15 protein-coding genes are annotated in these 18443 nt (G+C 65.2%); 13 read left to right on the top strand and 2 right to left on the bottom strand.

Translation table 11 applies throughout. The features are described from left to right. The first annotated feature begins 50 nt into the window (after positions 1-50). The 11 genes from SIL87_RS12600 to SIL87_RS12550 all read left to right on the top strand — a co-directional run bounded on the left by SIL87_RS12600 (position 51) and on the right by SIL87_RS12550 (position 13877). Positions 51-1259, top strand: a complete 1209-nt coding sequence (locus tag SIL87_RS12600; protein WP_319614524.1) for an efflux RND transporter periplasmic adaptor subunit — start codon at positions 51-53, stop codon at positions 1257-1259. Further along, positions 1252-4692, top strand: coding sequence for an efflux RND transporter permease subunit (locus SIL87_RS12595; RefSeq protein ID WP_319614523.1), 3441 nt, complete (start codon positions 1252-1254; stop codon positions 4690-4692). Before SIL87_RS12600 ends, SIL87_RS12595 begins: the two co-directional genes overlap by 8 nt. Positions 4693-4728: 36 nt before the next feature. Continuing rightward, complete coding sequence (locus SIL87_RS12590) at positions 4729-6264, top strand: hypothetical protein (protein WP_319614522.1); 1536 nt, start codon at positions 4729-4731, stop codon at positions 6262-6264. Positions 6265-6446: 182 nt separating this feature from the next. Further along, positions 6447-7226, top strand: coding sequence for a hypothetical protein (locus SIL87_RS12585; RefSeq protein WP_319614521.1), 780 nt, complete (start codon positions 6447-6449; stop codon positions 7224-7226). Between the two features lie 142 nt (positions 7227-7368). Further along, positions 7369-7884 (top strand): hypothetical protein, encoded by a 516-nt coding sequence (locus SIL87_RS12580; RefSeq protein WP_319614520.1) that lies wholly within the window; start codon positions 7369-7371, stop codon positions 7882-7884. Between the two features lie 71 nt (positions 7885-7955). Continuing rightward, complete coding sequence (locus SIL87_RS12575) at positions 7956-8807, top strand: tetratricopeptide repeat protein (protein ID WP_319614519.1); 852 nt, start codon at positions 7956-7958, stop codon at positions 8805-8807. Positions 8808-8913: 106 nt separating this feature from the next. Beyond that, positions 8914-10395: a dynamin family protein gene (locus tag SIL87_RS12570; RefSeq protein ID WP_319614518.1), complete on the top strand. Its 1482-nt coding sequence runs from the start codon at positions 8914-8916 to the stop codon at positions 10393-10395. A 191-nt stretch (positions 10396-10586) separates the two neighbouring features. Next, complete coding sequence (locus SIL87_RS12565) at positions 10587-10991, top strand: hypothetical protein (RefSeq protein ID WP_319614517.1); 405 nt, start codon at positions 10587-10589, stop codon at positions 10989-10991. A gap of 13 nt (positions 10992-11004) precedes the next feature. After that, positions 11005-11874 (top strand): adenine nucleotide alpha hydrolase family protein, encoded by an 870-nt coding sequence (locus tag SIL87_RS12560; RefSeq protein WP_319614516.1) that lies wholly within the window; start codon positions 11005-11007, stop codon positions 11872-11874. Positions 11875-11953: 79 nt separating this feature from the next. After that, positions 11954-13075 (top strand): alpha-D-ribose 1-methylphosphonate 5-triphosphate diphosphatase, encoded by a 1122-nt coding sequence (locus SIL87_RS12555; RefSeq protein WP_319614515.1) that lies wholly within the window; start codon positions 11954-11956, stop codon positions 13073-13075. A 124-nt stretch (positions 13076-13199) separates the two neighbouring features. Beyond that, the gene (locus SIL87_RS12550) at positions 13200-13877 is read left to right on the top strand and encodes a sulfotransferase family 2 domain-containing protein (protein ID WP_319614514.1); all 678 of its coding nucleotides are present in this window, start codon (positions 13200-13202) and stop codon (positions 13875-13877) included. Between the two features lie 57 nt (positions 13878-13934). Here SIL87_RS12550 and SIL87_RS12545 read toward each other — a convergent pair whose 3' ends face one another. Together SIL87_RS12545 and SIL87_RS12540 are read right to left on the bottom strand one after the other, a co-directional pair. After that, positions 13935-15107: an isovaleryl-CoA dehydrogenase gene (locus SIL87_RS12545; protein ID WP_319614513.1), complete on the bottom strand. Its 1173-nt coding sequence runs from the start codon at positions 15105-15107 to the stop codon at positions 13935-13937. Then, positions 15094-15471 (bottom strand): hypothetical protein, encoded by a 378-nt coding sequence (locus tag SIL87_RS12540; RefSeq protein ID WP_319614512.1) that lies wholly within the window; start codon positions 15469-15471, stop codon positions 15094-15096. Before SIL87_RS12540 ends, SIL87_RS12545 begins: the two co-directional genes overlap by 14 nt. 79 nt (positions 15472-15550) lie before the next feature. On the opposite strand from SIL87_RS12540, the gene SIL87_RS12535 reads away from it, so the two are divergent. After that, positions 15551-16429 carry a glycine--tRNA ligase subunit alpha gene (locus SIL87_RS12535; RefSeq protein WP_319614511.1) on the top strand — a complete coding sequence of 293 codons (879 nt, stop codon included), beginning with the start codon at positions 15551-15553 and terminating at the stop codon, positions 16427-16429. Continuing rightward, a complete protein-coding gene (gene glyS / locus SIL87_RS12530) occupies positions 16429-18438 on the top strand; it encodes a glycine--tRNA ligase subunit beta (RefSeq protein ID WP_319614510.1) in 2010 nt (669 codons plus the stop codon). Before SIL87_RS12535 ends, glyS begins: the two co-directional genes overlap by 1 nt. Positions 18439-18443 lie beyond the last annotated feature (5 nt).

Genomic DNA, 18443 nt, shown 5'->3' with positions numbered 1-18443 from the left:
CGGAATGAAGCGAAATGGCAGGCAAATCGAAAACAGGGCGGAGACCGGAAATGCATAGATCGACCCTGCGTGCGCTTCTGCTGACCCTCGGCGGGGTTGTGCTGGTCGGCACCGGAGTTCCCGCCCATGCCGCCGGTGCGCCGATCTCGACCATTGCACCGAACTCGGCGAAATCGGCCAATCAGATCAGCCTCGGCGGCGTCGTCGTGCCGCTGCGAACCATCGATGCGGTCTCGCTGGTTTCTGGCCGGGTCAATTTCGTGCTCGGCTCGATCGGCACCCGCGTCACCGCCGGGCAGGTCGTCGTCGCGGTCAACAATTCCGCGCAGATGGCCAATCTTCAGGAAGCCCAGGCCGAACTGCTCTCGGCGCAGATCGGCTGGCAGACCGCGAACATCCAGTATACCCGCCAGCTCTACTCGCCGCGCTCGAACAATGTTGCGAGCCCGATGTCGATCGGCCCGTCCGGCCTGTTCAATCATTACTTCACCGGGCCGTTCGCGCAGATGGCCGGACTCCAGGATCCGGGCCTCGACCGCTATGCGGATACGGTGCAGTCGAAAGACGAGCTTCTGCTGGCCGAACAGCAGATCCGCGTCGCCCAGGCCAGGGTCGCGAACGCGCAGAGTGCGCTGTCCGATACCGATACCTACGCCCCGTTCGATGGCGTGATCATGTCCAAACAGGTCGAGGTCGGCGGCACGGTGCAGCCCGGTTCGCCGCTGCTGGTCCTCGCCGATGTATCGCGGATGCTGGTCAAGGTGGATGTGCCCGAGGATCTGGTTCCCAGCATGCGCCTCGGCCAACCCGTGCCGATCACGATCGGGCGGACCGAGCTGCCCGGAATCATCTATCAGATCTATCCGCTCGCCGCTCCGTCCACCCATACCGTGCCGATCAAGATCATGCTGCCGCCCGGTGCGCCGGTCGCTTCCGGCATGTACGCGACCATCACCCTGCCGGGGAACGGCGCGGATGGGGTCAGCCAGAGCCCGCAGGTCGCGGTGCCGGAAACCGCGCTGATCAAGGGATATTACCTGCCGTGCGTGCTGGTGGTGAACCCGCACACGCACAAGACCGAAATCCATGTTCTGCGCCTCGGTGAAACCCTGCCGCACGGCATGGTCGTGGTGCTGGCCGGGCTGAAATCGGGCGATCAGGTCGTGCTGCATCCGCCGGCCCACGCGGCGAGCGGCTGGGAGCCGGGCCACACGCCGCACACCGTGGCCGACCGTTCAGGCGCGTCCTCCCGTGGATGATTACCCCGGCCCACCGCCGCCTGCGGCGCCGGACGATGGCCGCAATGCCGGCGGTGCGGGCGTGAACCCGCAATCGCCACCCGCCGCGCGGGACACCACCGGCGATCCACGCGGCGAGCGCCACGGCCCGCGCGGTGCGTCCCCGCAAACGCCGAAATCGCCCGGCCTCGCCGGTGGCATCGCGCGGATGTTCGTCCGCTCGCCGGTCACGCCGCTGCTCTACATCATGGCTTTCTTCTTCGGCCTGATCGGCTTCTTTCAGATCCCGTATCAGCAGAATCCGCAGATTTCGGTGCCTTTCGTCGATATCTTCGTGAGCTATCCCGGCGCCTCGCCCAACCAGGTCGAGCGGCTGGTGACCGATCCGCTCGAACTGCTGATGACCAGCCTTCAGGGCGTCCGACATGTCTATGGCGTGTCCGAGCCGGGCCGCTCGATGGTCACGGTGAGGTTCGCGGTCGGTCAGCACGCGACCGACGCGTTGCAGCGCCTCTACACCAAGATTTTCAGCCATCTCAACGCCATGCCGGCGGGCGCCTCGCAGCCGCTGGTGGTGCCGAAGGGGGTGAACAGCGTTCCGTTCTTCAACGTCACGCTCTGGTCCAAAACGATGGGCCCGGCCCGGCTCGACGATATCGGGCAGGTGGTGCTGCAGGAACTGATGACGATCCCCGGCACGGCGGACGGATTCACCGTCCACGGCCAGCGCGAGGAAGTGCAGATCCACGTGCTGCCGAGCCGGCTCAACGCCTACGATATTCCCCTGACCAAAATCGCCGAGGTCATTCGCACCGCGAATTTGTCGGCCGAGGTCGGGCACATCACCCAGTCCAATCATTATCTCAAGGTCTATACCGGCAAGTTCCTCTCCAATCCGCAGGAGATCGAAAACCTCGTGGTCGGCGTCTATCACGGCTCGCCGGTCTATCTCGATCAGGTCGCCAAGGTCACGTTCGGTGCCGGCGCGCCCAACAAGATGGTGCAGTTCTTCGCCCCCGGCGGCGTCCACCACACGGCGGTGAACGGGGCCCCGGCGGTGACCATCGCGATCGCGAAAAAATCGGGCGCGAACACCGTGGTCATGGCGCATCAGATCCTCGCGAACCTCAAGAGTTTCGAAGGCACGATCATCCCGAACGACGTGCATGTCACGGTCAGCCGCAACGAGGGCAAATCGGCTGAAGGCAAGGTCAACGAGCTGCTGTTCAAGCTGGTTCTGGAAACCTCGCTGGTCGCCTTCCTGGTGTTCCTGGTCCTCGGCTGGCGACCGGCCTTCGTGACCCTGCTGATCATCCCGGTGGTGATCCTGTTCACGATCTTCCTCGCCCAGCACCTCGGCTACACCCTCAACCGGGTCAGCCTGTTCGCGTTGATCCTGACCATCGCCATCCTGGTCGACGACGCGATCGTGGTGGTCGAGAACATCTATCGCCGCTGGCTGGAGGCCGGGCGCGTCACGGCGGCGATCACGATCGACGCCGTGCGCGAAGTCGGCAACCCGACCATCGTGGCGACCCTCACCGTCGTGGTCGCCCTGCTGCCGATGGCCTTCGTGCGCGGCATGATGGGGCCGTACATGATCGCGATCCCGATCCTCGGATCGGCCGCGATGATCTTCTCGCTGTTCGCCGCCTTCGTGTTTACCCCCTATCTGATCCAGAAAATTCCGCCCAACTTGGCGCGGATGCGCCGCGCGGGCGAGCGCGAGCACCGCCAGAGCCGCAAACTGGCCGGCTTTTACAAATGGATGATGGACGGGTTGCTGGCCAAAGCGTGGCGGCGCGGGGCGCTGATCGGGCTTATCGTGATGGGCCTCGCCGGGGTCGGCGCGCTGTTCTATTTCGATGGCGTCATCATGACAATGCTGCCGGAGGACAACGTCAATCATTTCGACGTGGTGCTGAGCATGCGCGCGGGCACGCCGGTCGAGGAGACCTATAATACCGCCCGTGCGATGATCGAGCGGATCGACCGGATGCGCTACGTCAAGAACAGCCAGCTCTATGTCGGCGCGCCCGAGCCGTTTTCGTTCAACGGCATGGTGCGGCACTACTACCTGCGCGACAAGCCGTGGCAGGCGATGATCCATGTCGAGCTGAACGACCGCCGCCCGATGCAGAGCCACGCCATTGCCCTGCGCGCCGTGGCCAATCTCGATGCGCTGGCCAAAACGCTCAAGACGCCGATCAAATCGGTTCAGGTGGTGGAATCGCCGCCCGGCCCGCCGGTCCGTCGCAGCGTGGTCGCCGTGGTGTACGGCCCGGACCAGCAGGCCCGCGACAAATTCGCGACCGTGCTCGCGCATGATTTCGGCAAGGCGCGCAGCATCGGCGAGGTCGATAGTTCGATCGAATACGCCTACCCGGTCTGGCACTTCAAGATCGACCAGCTCAAGGCCGCGATCGCCGGGGTCGATGATCGCTCGATCAAGCGCAGCCTCGAACTCGCCCTGAACGATGAAACCATCGCCTCGCTGCCCCAGGGCGGCACGTTCAAAACCGTGCCGGTCAAGCTGAGCGTGCCGATGGGCACCCGCGCCGAAGCCGGCAAGCTGCTGCAACTCCCGGTCTCGACCGATCAGGGCAGCGCGGTCCCGCTCAGCGAGGTCGGCACACCCAAGCTCAGCCATGAGGAACCGACCCTGCTGCAACGCGATCTCCGCTCGGTCGCCTACGTCACCGGTGCCTCGATCGGCCAGCTCGCCGCCCCGATCTACGGGATGCTCGAAGTCGATACCATGCTGCAGAAGGCGAAATACCCCACCTGCACCTACACGGCCCCCCCGACCGACGTGAACAAGGTGGGCTGTTACTGGACCGGCAGCTGGACCGTGACGTTCGAGACCTTCCTCGACATGGGAATCGCCTTCGGTGTCGCGTTCTTCCTGATCTACATGGTGCTCGCCGCTGAATTCCGTGGCCTCGTGATGCCGGTGGTGATCATGGTGCCGATCTTCCTGACCATGCTCGGGATCGTTCCCGGCCACTGGCTGTTCGGCGCGCCCTTCACTGCAACCTCGATGATCGGCTTCATCGCGCTCATGGGCATCATCGTGCGCAACTCGATCCTGCTGGTCGATTTCGCCCAGCACGCGGTGATCGAGGGGGCGACCGTGCGCGAGGCCGTGGTTGCCGCCTGCGCGGCGCGCACCCGCCCGATCCTGATCACCGCGGCGGTGCTGATGATCGGCTCGATGTTCATCATCAGCTCGCCGATTTTCCAGGGCATGGGCCTGTCGCTGCTGTTCGGCACCTTGGTCTCGACCTTGCTGACCCTGATCGTGGTGCCGCTCGGCATCAACATTGCGGGCAATTACCTGCTGCCGCACGAAATGCGGCGTCAGGCCGATGATGAAGGCGAGCCCGAGGCGCCCCCGGCACAGCCAGTCCCGGCCGGACCCGCGACGGTGCCCTACGGCACATACGAAGGTTAGACGATGCGACACGAGAAAGGTGGAGGAGAAATCGAAATGAAACGTAAAATCAGTCTGTTGAAATGGAGCCTGATCGGCGGGGTCGCCTATCTCGCGCTCGGCGCGGCCTATGCGGGGCCGATTGCCGCGGCACCCGCCGCTGCCACGCCGCCGACCCAGCAGGTGCCGCCGCCACCCGGCCCGTTCGTCGCGCAGCCGCAGGCGACCGCGCCCCGGATGGCCCCGGCTCAGGGCTATTATCCGGCACCCGGTTACGTCGCGATGCCGCCTTACGGATACATGCGGCCGCAATACCCGATGGTCGCGCCGCAACAGGGCTATTATCCGCCGCCGGGCTACGACCGCCCGATGCCGTATGGCTACCCGCCGCAGCCTCAGCAGATGCAGCAGCGGCCCCAGCCGATGATGGCCAAGCCGCAGCCCCAGGCAGAGCAGCAACACCCGATGGCGGCGCCGCCACACCCGATGCCGATGCAGCCGGGCTATTATCCGCGTCCCTATTATCCGATGCCCTACGGCTATCCGCCGCAAATGGCGCAGCCACAACCGCAGCAGCCCCAGCCCCAGCCCCAGCCCCAGCCCCAGCAGGCAGCGAAGCCTCAGCCGCAACAGCAGGCTGCACAGCCGCATCCCGCGCCGCAACCGCAACAGCCGATGCAGCCGGGCTATTATCCCCACCCCTATTATCCGCAGATGCCCTATGGCTGGGCTCCGCCCGGCTATTATCCGCTGCCCTATGGCTACCCTGCCTATGGCGCGCAGCCGATGATGGCCCGACCGCAGCAGAACGCGCCGCAACAGAATAACCAGACGGCACCGCAGCACGCCGCAGCTGCGCCGAACGGGGCGAAGTCCGATCCCGGCAAACCCGCGCAGCAGAAAACGGCTCAGCCGCAACAGACCCAACCGCCGCAACAGCCGCAGATGCGCCCGATGATGGCGCCCCCCGGCTATTATCCCCCGCCTTACGGCTACGCGATGCCGCAGAACAACGCGGTCATGGCGCCGCAGGCCTATTATCGGCCCCAGCCGCAGCCCTATTACGCGCAACGGGTCTGGTACGCGCAGCCGCGCTACGCAGCGCCACCGCAATACTATTACCCGGCAATGCCGGTGGCCTATCCGGTCGCGCGCTGGCCGGTGAATGTTCAGCCGAGGCCCTATGCCGCCCCTTACGGATATCCGCAGGCGGAACCGGCCTATCGCGCACCGCAATATCGATATCCAGCGCCCCAGGTCTGGTCGCGCCCGGTGATGTATCAATATGGAGCAACCATCGGCGGCTACGTCCCGCAGGCCTATGTACCGCGGGCCTACGTCACTCCCTACGCGCCGTTCGCGAGGGCAGAAAACACGGCCGCCCCGGCCCCGATTCCGGCTTTGGCACCGGCAGCACCCGTCGCGGCAAGTCCGGCCTCAACTGGTGCCACGCCGCTCAAGACCCGTCCGAACACGGTCTGGGCCTCCTACGGCACCGGCTCCGCGCCGCAGGCACCGGCTGGTGCCTCCGCGCCATCGAATTCGCCATCCCCCGGCTTCTGGATGGCCCCGTCTCAGCAGGTCCAGAAATGAACCTGGTGATCCCGCCGGCAACGGGTCGTTGGGGGGCTTGTCATGCCCCGTTTGCCGAATGCGGTCCGGCACAGCGAGGGTTCGCCCCCGCTGCCGCCACGGCCTGACCATCGCAGATGCGGAATTCCTCCGCCTCTGCCGAAAAGCGATGCAAGTGAATCGAAACACCGAAGGAGAGTGACGTGCAAGAGAGTAAGAGACGATTGATCCTGACCACCGGGATCGGCTGTATCGCCGCAATGGGCCTGATGGCGGGGTCGGCCCTGGCACAAGGCGCACCGGCCAAATCGACCCCGGCGGCCACCACGCCGGCAGCCGCACCGCCGACCTACGCGCCGCCGCCGTATTACTACGGCTACCCGAGCGCCCCGGCCCAGAACGGCCCGGGTCCCATGATGGGCAACAGCGGCACCTATGGCGGCAGCACCGGTCCGATGTCCGGCAGCACCGGCCCGATGGACATGGGCAGCATGGACATGAACTTCCCGAAGGGCGGCCCGATGTCCGGCAGCACCGGCCCGATGAGCGGCTATGGCGGACCGATGACCGGCGGCTATCAGGGAACCGGCGCGCAGCCGGGTTATGCCCCGCCGCCGCCGCAATACTACGCGCCGCCGCCGGTTGCCTATCAGCAGCCTCCGATGCCGCAGCAGCCGCAAATGCAGCCCGCTCCGCAGATGCAGCCGGCGCCGGGCTATTACCCGCCCCCGCCGCCGCAATACTACGCGCCGCAGCCTTATCCGGCGCCGTATTACGGCACGTCCAACGGGCCCGGCCCGATGAGCGGATCGAGCGGTCCGTTCGGCGGCAGCACCGGTCCGATGTCCGGCAGCTCCGGCCCGATGAACATGGGCAGCATGGACATGAACTTCCCCAAGGGCGGGCCGTTCACCACCAGCGGTGGCCCGGTCAGCGGCTATGGCGGCCCGATGACGGGTGGCTACAACGGGTCGGGCTACTGACGCCCCGCTCGATCTGACGATGTCGGGCACCCGCAGCGGACGTGAAGCTGCGGGTGCCACGGGACAAGACCGTTGATGTGACCTGCCGGATGACGCGCTTGTCCAATGTCTGTTCACGCCTGATGGTTTTACGGAGGTAAAAGTGATGTTGTTTTTCAATCCAAAGCGTTTCGCGATTGTCGCCGGTCTCATCGGCACGATGTGTGCAGTCGGACCGTGTCTGACCGCGGCCCATGCCGACTGGCCGATGCCGTGGAACAACGGCTACAATAACGGCTATAATAACGGCTGGAGCACCCCGTGGGGCGGCAACGGCGGCAATCCGTTCTCGACGATGATGAATGGTGGCCCGTGGTCCGGCAACAGCGGCCCGTTCTCGGGCAATTCCGGCCCCTGGAACATGGGCAGCCTGAACATGAACATGCCCCATGGCGGCCCGATCAGCGGCTATGGCGGTCCGGTCTCCGGTTATGGCGGCCCCATTTCAGGCTATGCCAGTACCGGCAATGGCTATGGCTACGGCTATGGCGGCGTGCCGAACTATGCGCCGCCGAGCTACGCACCGCCAAGCTATGCACCGGCCCCGGCCTATGGCGTCCCCCCCTATGGCGGCATGCAGCCACCGCCCTACGGCACTTATGGCTACGGCAACCCGTAATGCGGAAACCCGTGCCCGGTCAGGCACGGGTCTCTGCGCCTTGAAGTACTGATCCTGAAAGAACAAATCCAATGAAGCGTTTTCTTGTCTGGTTGATTGTTGTCGTGGTCGTGGTCGGTGGCGGTTTCGTCGTCTGGCGGCACGAGGAGGCGCGCAACGACCGCCTCGTCGCAACCAACGATACCCCCCTGCCGGCGACCTCATCCTCCACCACCGCGACAGCGACCGACCAGACCGGAACCACCGGTGGCGCGACCGACCATGCGACGTCGGATAACGATACGACCACCACCACGCATCAGCCGAAAACCTACACGATCAAGCCGGTCCCCAAGCCCACACCGGACTCATCCTCCACCGCGGCGACCACGCCGGCAGTTCCGGGAACCGCCACCACCACACCCAGGGATGACGCCACCGCGCCCTCCACCGCCACAACCGCCACAACCACCACGACGACAACACCCAAGCCGTCGTCCACGACCGCGACCCCGACTCAGGCGACCACTCCGGCGACCACCCCGGCGCCGGCTGAAACGCCCAAGCCCGCGCCCGCCACGCCGGCCGTCACGCCCTCAACCCAACCCGCCGCGCCGAAACCAACCGATGCCGCGCTCGACGCCCAGTTCCAGAAAGCGCGCACCGCCTTCTGGCAGCGCCAATACCCCGCCGCGATCGACGATTACGCCGCGATCGAGAAAGACCACCCCGACAACGCCACCGCCTGGGGCGAACAGGGCAACGTCTACCTCGCGGGCGGCGATCGCCCGATGGCGGCAAAAGCATTCGAACATGCCGCCCGCCTCCGCGTGAAACAGGGGGCCGATTGCGCTCAGATCGAGCCGATGCTGCCATGGATCGCCGCATCGGATGCCAAGGCTGCCCACGAGATCGCGACCTCGGCGCATTGCCCCGGCACCTGAAGCGCCGCAGCGTGCCAAGCAGCGCGCGCCGTGGCTGGCCGGTTGACGGCCCGGCCACGGCGCGCCTCCCCGACCCTCGTGCAGCCTCGGAGGCGACCGTCCAGCCATGAAATACAATATCGATCTCACCAAACGCATCCAGGAACTCCGGGATCATCTCGCGCGCGAGAACCGCACGATGCTGGGCGCGGTCGATCAGTTCGAAGAACTCGACCGCATCGCCTGGCGCATGGGCATGCTCGACCAGCACCATTCCTTCGTCACCCAGATCCAGTGGTGGCCGATGATCGCCTGCCTCGGCACCTTCTCGGCCGGGAAATCCACCTTCATCAACGACTATCTCGGCTGCAAGGTGCAGGCGACCGGCAATCAGGCGGTGGATGACCGTTTCACCGTGATCTGCAGCGGCCCGGAATCCGATGCCCGCGTCCTTCCCGGGCGTGCGCTCGATGCCGATCCAAGGTTTCCGTTCTACCAGATCAGCCTCGATCTGGAGACCATCGGCGCGGGCGAGGGCAAGCGGATCGACCGCTACCTGCAACTCAAGAGCGTGAAGGTCGATCGCCTGAAAGGCCGCATCCTGATCGACTCTCCCGGCTTCGATGCCGATGTCACCCGCAGCGGCATCCTGAAAATCTCCCAGCTCATCATCGACCGGGCCGATCTCGTGCTGGTCTTCTTCGATGCCCGTCACGCCGAGCCCGGCGCCATGCAGGAAACCCTGCGGCATCTGGTCGCGGGCACGGTCAACCGCCCGGATTCCAACAAATTCCTCTTCATCCTCAACCAGATCGACGCGACCTCGCATGAGGACAATCTTGAGGAAGTCACCGGCGCCTGGCAGCGCGCGGTCGCCACGCAGGGGCTCAACAGCGGGCAGTTCTTCCTGATCTATTCCGAGGAAGCGGCAACCGGTTTCGAAAGCGAAGACCAGCATCACCGCTACCAGCGCAAGCGCGATCGCGATCTGGAGGGCATCAACAAGCGGATCGACAAAGTCACGGTCGAACGAACCTACCGCGTGGTCGGCAACCTCGAAGTCATCGCGGACCGCATGGTGGAACAATGGGTTCCCACGCTCAACCAGTATATCCGGCGGTGGCGGCGCGCGGTGACGCTGAGCGATATCGCCGCCGTCATCGTCGTGATCGCGGCCCTGGCGTTCGCCTTCATCCGCCTGTTCGTGCGCGATGGCCGTCTTTCACAGCCGATCGGCCAGATCGTGACCGATCACCAACCGGCCCTCGCGATCATCGCGGGCGGCATCGCGGTGTTTCTGATCGCGGTGCACATGTCCGCCAAAAACGCCGCGAGCCGCCGGCTCGTCAAACGCATCCCGGCGGATGACATGGTCGATCTCCGCGCCGCGTTCCGCAAGCACACCGCCCATTGGCTGTTCCCCTTGTGGCGGCGTCATCCGGTCGGCTGGCGCGGCAGCGTCCGGACCCGGCTCGAAAACGTCAAGCGCGCGGCCCGCGACCTGATGCGCCAGACCAACGATCTCTACGCCCGGCCCGCCGGCACGGAACCCCTGGTGGCCGACGCAGCGAGCCGGCCCGCCCGCTCGGTCGAAAGCCCGGCGAGCTGACCGCGATGAACGACCCCGAAGTCACCAACCGGCGTGGTCGCAGTGCAGGCGGACCACCTCCGCCATGCTGAACAATAATCACGAGCGGAACGCGACTTTTATCAAAGACACCACACCGCCGCCGCGATTTTTCGTTGAAAAATTGCGACATCCCGGCTAGAACGAAGCTGCAAAAATAAGGAGGAATGGTCATGCCGGCACTGTTTTCAGATCAATGGGTCTCACTCTATGGCGATGCCTGGAACAGCGATCCGGAGCTGAGCGGCGCGCTCGCCAAAATCGGCTTCAATTCGACCATCGCCTATGGTTTTCAGGGCGAGGATAACCCGCGTTGCTACATCAAGGTCGAAGGCGGTTCCGTGACGGAGTCCGGGGCTTATTCCGGCCAACCCCTGAGCTGGGATCTGCGCGCCAGCCCGGCGGACTGGGATAAATGGATGTCCAAAGGCCTCGGCATGATGTCGCTCGGCATCGCCTACACCACCGGAAAGCTGAAATTCAAGGTGGGCGACTACACCGCGATGGTCAAAAACCCCGCAATGGCCGGCCCCTTCATCAAGAGCTTTTCGGCGATGGGTCGAGTTCCGAGGGATTGATGCGTTGGGTGTGATGTCAGCCGTCACGAAACCTCTCGATCCGGCAGGGCGCAGCATCATGGGCTCCATGATCTGCGCCCTGCTGAACGATCGAACCAGTTCCCGCACCATCCTCGGTGCCGCGGATCAACTGGCCGATCTGGTGGGGCACCTGCAGATCTCGGCCCTCGCCATCCGCGCCGAACCGAGCGACGTCATCGGCTCGACCGAAGACATGCTCTCCGAAGACGACGAGCAGAAGATCAGGGCGGAGGAAGACCGCCGGGTCCGGTCTCTGCACTGGGCGTTCAAGACCTGGCTGGCCAATGCCGACCGGGCCGATACCCCGTGCTGGATCGACCGGGAAGGCAACATCAAAACCCTGATCAAGGGCTACGGCAAAACCGCCGCGTATTTCGTCGCCGGCCAGCCCGGCGGAACCATCAACTGCGCCGAAAAAAAACAGATCTGCGCCGCCCTGTTCCAATGCGGCAAGCCGGTGCTGGTCACCCCCCCCCGCGCGCAGGCCGGGTTCGGACGTTCGGTGGCCATGATATGGCGCGGCTACCGCAACGCGAGAGACATAATTTCAGCCGCGATGCCGATTTTCTCCCAGGCCGACGAGATCCACGTGCTGGTCGATTCGATCCGCCCGACACCCGATATCCTGATCGCGGAGTTGTTCGCGACCCACCGCGCCCGACTCCACATCCACCGCCCCAGAGCAGGATTTTCCCTCCGCAACGCCGGAGCGACCGTGCTCGATATCGTGCGCAAGGCCGATGCCGACCTTCTGGTCATGAACGCCTGCGCCAAACCGACCTGGCCGATGCCGTTCCTCTACGGCAGCGCGACGGAATTCATCCTGAAGAACAGCACCATCCCGATCCTGCTCGGCCGCTGATTCCACCCGGGCTCGCCCCGCATTCCGCAAAACGCGCCGAGGTGATAGAGCGGCCCCAGTCGCCGTCCCGGAGCCTCGCATGACCGTCCTGACCAACGCCGAAATCGTCCTCGCGGACCGTGTCATCACCGGCACGCTGGTGATCGCGAACGGCCTGATCACCGAAATCACCCCCGGAACGCACCCAACCGGCATCGATTGCGCGGGCGACTACCTGATCCCCGGCATCGTCGATCTCCATACCGACAATCTCGAACGCCAGGTCCTGCCCCGCAGCAACGCCCGCTGGCCCTCCCGTTCGGCCCTGCTCGCGCATGACGCCCAATGCGCCATCGCCGGCGTCACCACCGTGTTCGATGCGCTCTGCCTCGGCGACAGCCTCGACAACCAGCGCCACCAGACCTTCGTGGACGGAATGCGCGATCTGCGCGACCTCGCGGATACCGGCGCGCTCAAGGCCGAGCACTTCCTCCATCTCCGCTGCGAACTCCCCGCCGCCGACCTGCCCGCCCTGCTCGACAGCGCGATCGGCGACCCCCGCACCCGCCTGCTCAGCGTGATGGACCACAGCCCCGGCGTCGGCCAGTTCGCCGACCTCGAAAAATACCGCGCCATGCGCCGCCATGACGGCCACACCGAGGACGCGATCACCGCGATGATCGAGCGCCTGACCCACGCCCAGTCCCGCTTCACCCGCCCCAACCGCGCCGCCGTGCTCGAACGCGCCCGCACAAGCGCCGTCCCGATCGCCTCGCACGACGACCGCACCACCGGGGAGATTGCCCGCAACCACGATGAAGGCATCGCCATCGCCGAATTTCCGGTCACCCGCGAAGCCGCCGCCGCCGCCCGCGCCTGCGGCATGAGCATCATCGCCGGCGCCCCCAACATCGTGCGCGGCGGCTCGCACTCCGGCAACGTCGCTGCGATCGACCTGATCCGCGACAGGCTGGTCGACGCCCTGGCCTCCGACTACGTCCCCGCCGCCATGCTCGAAGCCGCCTTCGCCTGCGCCCATATTGGCGCCTGCACCCTGCCCGAAGCCATCGCCCTGATCACCGCCAACCCCGCCGCCATGGTCGGCCTGACCGATCGCGGCCGCCTCGCGCCCGGCCAGCGCGCCGACCTCATCCGCGTCCACCTCCACGAAACCCACCCCATCGTCCGCGCGGTCTGGCGCGCCGGCGACCGCGTGGCCTGACCCCGCCGCGCCGGCCCGGCGATACATCCCGGTTACAGCCGGCAAGTTGAAAGTTCCGTCACGATTCCGTTATATGCCTCCCACACGTCTCCGTGATGGTTCGAGGAAGGATGCCCGCCAGCCAATGATCATTTCCCACCAGGACCGCTTTGTGTTCATCCATAATCCCAAATGCGCCGGCTCAAGTTTCCGCCACCAGATCGCCCATCTTCACGACGACGCCACGACCTTCTGGGACATCCACTTCAACCACCATCTCGGCCTGCACCTCGACCATGCCCATTTGCGGGTCTGGGAACTCCGCGCGTTCCATGGCGATCTGCTCGAACGGTTGCGGGGATACCGCTCGGTCGTCTTCGTCCGCAACCCGATCCGCCGCCTCGCCTCGGCCATCGTGCATCACATCGGCGCCTACCGCCCCGAACTGCAATTCGCCGATTGCGACCGTCGGGACCAGATCGCGATCGTCGACCGCATCCTCGATGAATTGACGATCGAGCGCATCATCACCGACTACCGCTATGTGCATTTCTCGCCGCAACGCTGGTTCTTCATGCACCCGGATGACACACTCGCCTGGAATGTCCTTCCCCTGTCCAACGATGCGGAGTCGATCCTGCCAGGGTTCGACGCGCTCGGATTGCCACGCGCCGCGCCCGAACCGATCAACACCGCCCCGATCGACTACAGCCACCTGCTCAATCATCCGCGCCTGCTTCTGTTCGGCGTCGATTTCTACGCAGGCGATTTCGAGGCATTCCACCGGCTCGACCTGCCGACCTCGCTGACCACCCTGCCTTAGCCCGCGGCCGCCGGATTTCCCTGAGCGACCCTTGCGAGTCCAACCCCGCCGCAAACCTCAGGCGGTTTCCTTGAACAATTCCCGCCCGATCAGCATCCGCCTGATCTCCGAAGTCCCCGCCCCGATCTCATACAATTTGGCATCGCGCAGCAGCCGCCCGGTCGGGTAATCGTTGATATACCCGTTGCCGCCGAGGCACTGGATCGCCTCCAGCGCCATCCAGGTCGCCCGTTCGGCGGCATACAAAATCGCCCCGGCGGCATCCTTGCGGCTGGTCATCCCCCGGTCGCACGCCCGCAGCACCGCATAAACATAGGCGCGCGCCGCCGAATGTGTCACGTACATATCCGCGAGCTTGCCCTGGATCAGCTGGAACTCCCCGATCTTCCGCCCGAACTGCTCGCGCTCATGAACATACGGCACCACGATATCCAGCGCCGCCTGCATGATCCCGAGCGGCCCGGCCGCCAGCACCGCGCGCTCGTAATCGAGCCCGCTCATCAGCACGTTCACCCCGCGCCCCAGCCCGCCGAGAATATTCGCCTCCGGCACCGCGCAGTCCTCGAACACCAGCTCCCCGGTATTCGAGCCGCGCATCCCGAGCTTGTCGAGCTTCTGCGCGCAGGAAAACCCCTTCATGGTCTTCTCGACGATGAACGCGGTGATCCCGCGCGCCCCCGCCGCCGGATCGGTCTTGGCATAGACCACCAGCGTATCGGCATCCGGCCCGTTGGTGATCCACATCTTGGTCCCGTTGAGCACGTAATCGCCGCCCCGCCGGTCCGCCCGCAACCGCATCGAAACCACGTCCGACCCCGCGCCCGGCTCGCTCATCGCCAGCGCCCCCACCGCCGAGCCATCGATCAGCCCCGGCAGATACCGCCGCTTCTGGGCCTCGGTCCCGTTCAGATTGATCTGGTTGACGCATAAATTGGAATGCGCCCCGTAGGACAGCCCGACCGAGGCGGACGCCCGCGAAATCTCCTCCATCGCCACCGCATGCGCGAGATACCCCATCCCCGCCCCGCCATACGCTTCCGGCACCGTCACCCCGAGCAGCCCCATCGCCCCGAATTTCGGCCATAATTCGGCGGGAAATTCATTCTCCCGGTCGATCGCGGCGGCGCGCGGCGCAATCTCGGCGGCGGCGAACCGCCGCACCGAGTCCCGCAGCGCGTCGATCTCCTCGCCGAGGTCGAAATCGAGCGTGGTCCGGTCATTGGCGAGCATGGTGCGTTTCCCCCTTGGTCGTGGCAGCTTCCAGCCATGCCCACAGCCCGAGCGATGCGCCGATGATGCCTTCGGTGCCGTTGTAATTCACCGTGGCGACAATGCCCACCGCCAGCGCCGCAACCCCGAGGCTCCGGCGCGCGAAAGCGAACCCCACAACCCCCAGCAGCAGGGCAGCCATGCCGAACCAGCGTTCATACTGCGCCCACAGCACCGCCTGGCGCACCACACAGACCAGCGGCGGATGCGCCGCCGCGCAAATCCCGACATAGGCGCGCGGCACGATGGTCAATTCCCGAAACAGGATCGCCGCCGCCGCCCAACCCGCGACCACCGCGATTCCCACCCCGTCCGCCCGCTGCAATCTTGCCCTCATCCGATCCGCCCCGTAATGGTGCGTCGCGGAAATGCCCGGCGACACACGGAATTTGTACCACGAAATCATGAACGATCAGAAGTCACTCAGTTTCCAGGATATGATCCTCGCCCTGCACCGGTTCTGGGCGGCGCAGGGCTGCGTCATCCTGCAACCCTACGACATCGAAATGGGCGCCGGCACCTTCCACCCCGCCACCACCCTGCGCGCCCTCGGCCCCAAACCCTGGGCCGCCGCCTACGTCCAGCCCTCGCGCCGCCCGTCCGATGGCCGCTACGGCGAAAACCCCAACCGGCTCCAGCATTATTACCAGTATCAGGTCATCATCAAACCCAGCCCGGAAAACGCGCAGGACCTGCTGCTCGACAGTTACCGCGCCATCGGGCTCGACCCGCTGCTGCACGATTTCCGCTTCGTCGAGGACGATTGGGAAAGCCCCACCCTCGGCGCCTGGGGCCTCGGCTGGGAAATCTGGTGCGACGGGATGGAGGTTGGCCAGTTCACCTATTTCCAGCAGGTCGGCGGCATCGCGGTCGATCTGCCGAGCTTCGAAATGACCTACGGGCTGGAACGCCTCGCCATGTACGTCCAGGGCGTCGAAAACGTGTTCGACCTTGCCTTCAACCCGCCCGGCACCCCCCGCTCGCTGAGCTATGGCGATGTCTTCCGCCGCGCCGAGCGCGATTACTCGACCCATAATTTCGAGGTCGCGAACACCGACATGCTGATCCGCCACTTCGCGGATGCCGAGGCCGAATGCGCGGCCCTGATCGCCCGCAGCCTCGCCCAACCGGCCTATGATTATTGCATCAAGGCGAGCCATCTGTTCAACCTGCTCGACGCGCGCGGCGTCATCTCGGTCGCCGAACGCGCCAGCTACATCGGCCGCGTCCGAGCCCTCGCCAAATCCTGCGCCGAAGCCTGGGTTGCCGGAGAGCGGGTCTGATGGCCGAATTTTTCCTCGAATTATTCTCCGAAGAAATCCCGGCGCGGATGCAGGCGCAGGCCGCCGATCATCTCGCGAAAATCGCGGGACAGGCGCTGGCCCCGTTGCAGCCGCATGATATCGTCACCTTCCACGGCCCCCGGCGGATCGCGCTCGGTGCCACGATGTCTCCCGAAACGCCATCGGGCGAGACCGAGTTGCGCGGCCCGAAACGCGGCGCGCCCGCGCAGGCGCTCGAAGGGTTCCTGCGCAAAAACAACGCCGACCGTGCCGATCTTGTCGAGGAGGGCGAACATGTCCTGCTCCGCCGCACCATCGCCGCGCGCCCCGCCGCCGATGTCATCCTGACCGATCTCGCCCGCGCGCTGGCCGCCTTCCCGTGGCCGAAATCGATGCGCTGGGGCCAGAGCGGCGGCTTCACCTGGGTGCGCCCCCTGCGCCGGATCGTCTGCCTGCTCGATGGCGAGATCGTGCCGATCGTCCTCGGTCCCGTCACCGCCTCGAACCTCTCCGAAGGCCACCGCTTCCTCGTCCCCGGCGCGTTCGAGGTTTCCGATGCCGCGCAATGGCATGCCGAACTGACACGGCGCTGCGTCGTCGCCGATGCCGGCAAGCGCCGCGCGATGATCGCGATGCGCCTCGACCATGAAGCGCAGGCGCGCGGCCTCGCCATCGTCCGGGACGACGCCTTGCTCGATGAAGTCACCGGGCTGGTCGAATACCCGGTGCCGATGATCGGCTCGATCGAGCAGCGCTTCATGACGCTGCCCCCGGAAGTGCGCGAACTCTCCATGAAAGTGAACCAGCGCTATTTCGCGACCCGCGATGCAACCGGCGCGCCCGCCCCGCATTTCGCCTTCATCGCCAATATCACCGCAAGCGATCGCGGTGCCACGATCATCGCCGGCAACGAACGCGTCCTGCGCGCCCGCCTCGCCGACGCCGAACATTTCTGGACCCAGGACCGCCAGCACAAGCTCGAAGACTATCTGCCGAAACTGAAATCGGTGGTCTTTCACGCCAAACTCGGCACCCAGTTCGAACGCGCCGAACGGATCGCCAGACTGGCGCGGGAAATCGCACAACAGCTTGGCGCGGATAGCCAGTCCATCGATGATGCCGAACGCGCAGGATTGCTCTGCAAAGCCGATCTCGTCACCGGCATGGTCGGCGAGTTCCCCGAATTACAGGGCATCATGGGCGGGTATTATGCTGGCGGGGCGGTCGGTGCCGCGATCCGCACGCATTATCAGCCCAAAGGACCATCAGATGATGTGCCGCAGGGAATTGTGCCTTGCGCCGTGGCGCTGGCGGATAAACTCGATACGCTACGGGAATTTTTCAGGATCGGTGAGACGCCGACGGGTTCGGGCGATCCCTACGCGCTGCGGCGCGCAGCACTCGGTGTGGTTCGCATCATTCTCGAAAACGACTTGCAACTGCATTTGAGGTCGTTGCTCGATGATGCGGTGTTTGACTTCATCATCGAGCGGTTCCGGGTCAAGCTGCGCGGTGAAGGCAAGCGATTTGACGTCGTCAACGCCATTCTCGCGAATACGGCCGACGACGATCTCTTCCGCGTTCAACAATGTGGCGATGCGCTCGAATCATTCATCAAGACCGATGATGGCGCGAACCTGCTGGTGGCCTACCGGCGCGGGGTTAACATACTGCGGATCGAAAACGAGAAGGATGGCCCGCATACCGGCGAAGTTGACGAGTCGGCTCTCGTCGAGGGCGCGGAGATCAACCTAGCGATCGCGACCCATACGCTTGAGGCAAGACTCAGTCACGCGCCTCATTTGGACGGACCCGGCGTTCTGGATCAGCGAAATTTCGATGTGGCGCTCAAAGGACTGGCCTCGCTGCGAAGCCCGGTCGATGCCTTTTTCAACGACGTCACCGTCAACGCCGAAGACCCCGCTCTCCGCCGCAACCGCCTCCGCCTGCTCGCCAAACTCCGCGATGTGATGCATCGCGTCGCCGATTTCTCGAAACTGGAAGGGTAACCCCG

This window comes from Acidiphilium acidophilum, from assembly GCF_033842475.1.
Classification (GTDB): Bacteria; Pseudomonadota; Alphaproteobacteria; order Acetobacterales; family Acetobacteraceae; genus Acidiphilium; species Acidiphilium acidophilum.
The sequence above is the reverse complement of the archived record's forward strand: the minus strand, read 5'-3'. Positions and strand labels throughout refer to the sequence as shown.

Coding starts and splice junctions, on each gene's coding strand:
- SIL87_RS12600 (WP_319614524.1), top strand. CDS start 51: ATGCATAGATCGACCCTGCGTGCGCTTCTGCTGACCCTCGGCGGGGTT.
- SIL87_RS12590 (WP_319614522.1), top strand. CDS start 4,729: ATGAAACGTAAAATCAGTCTGTTGAAATGGAGCCTGATCGGCGGGGTC.
- SIL87_RS12575 (WP_319614519.1), top strand. CDS start 7,956: ATGAAGCGTTTTCTTGTCTGGTTGATTGTTGTCGTGGTCGTGGTCGGT.
- SIL87_RS12570 (WP_319614518.1), top strand. CDS start 8,914: ATGAAATACAATATCGATCTCACCAAACGCATCCAGGAACTCCGGGAT.
- SIL87_RS12565 (WP_319614517.1), top strand. CDS start 10,587: ATGCCGGCACTGTTTTCAGATCAATGGGTCTCACTCTATGGCGATGCC.
- SIL87_RS12560 (WP_319614516.1), top strand. CDS start 11,005: ATGTCAGCCGTCACGAAACCTCTCGATCCGGCAGGGCGCAGCATCATG.
- SIL87_RS12555 (WP_319614515.1), top strand. CDS start 11,954: ATGACCGTCCTGACCAACGCCGAAATCGTCCTCGCGGACCGTGTCATC.
- SIL87_RS12550 (WP_319614514.1), top strand. CDS start 13,200: ATGATCATTTCCCACCAGGACCGCTTTGTGTTCATCCATAATCCCAAA.
- SIL87_RS12545 (WP_319614513.1), bottom strand. CDS start 15,107: ATGCTCGCCAATGACCGGACCACGCTCGATTTCGACCTCGGCGAGGAG.
- SIL87_RS12535 (WP_319614511.1), top strand. CDS start 15,551: ATGAACGATCAGAAGTCACTCAGTTTCCAGGATATGATCCTCGCCCTG.
- glyS (WP_319614510.1), top strand. CDS start 16,429: ATGGCCGAATTTTTCCTCGAATTATTCTCCGAAGAAATCCCGGCGCGG.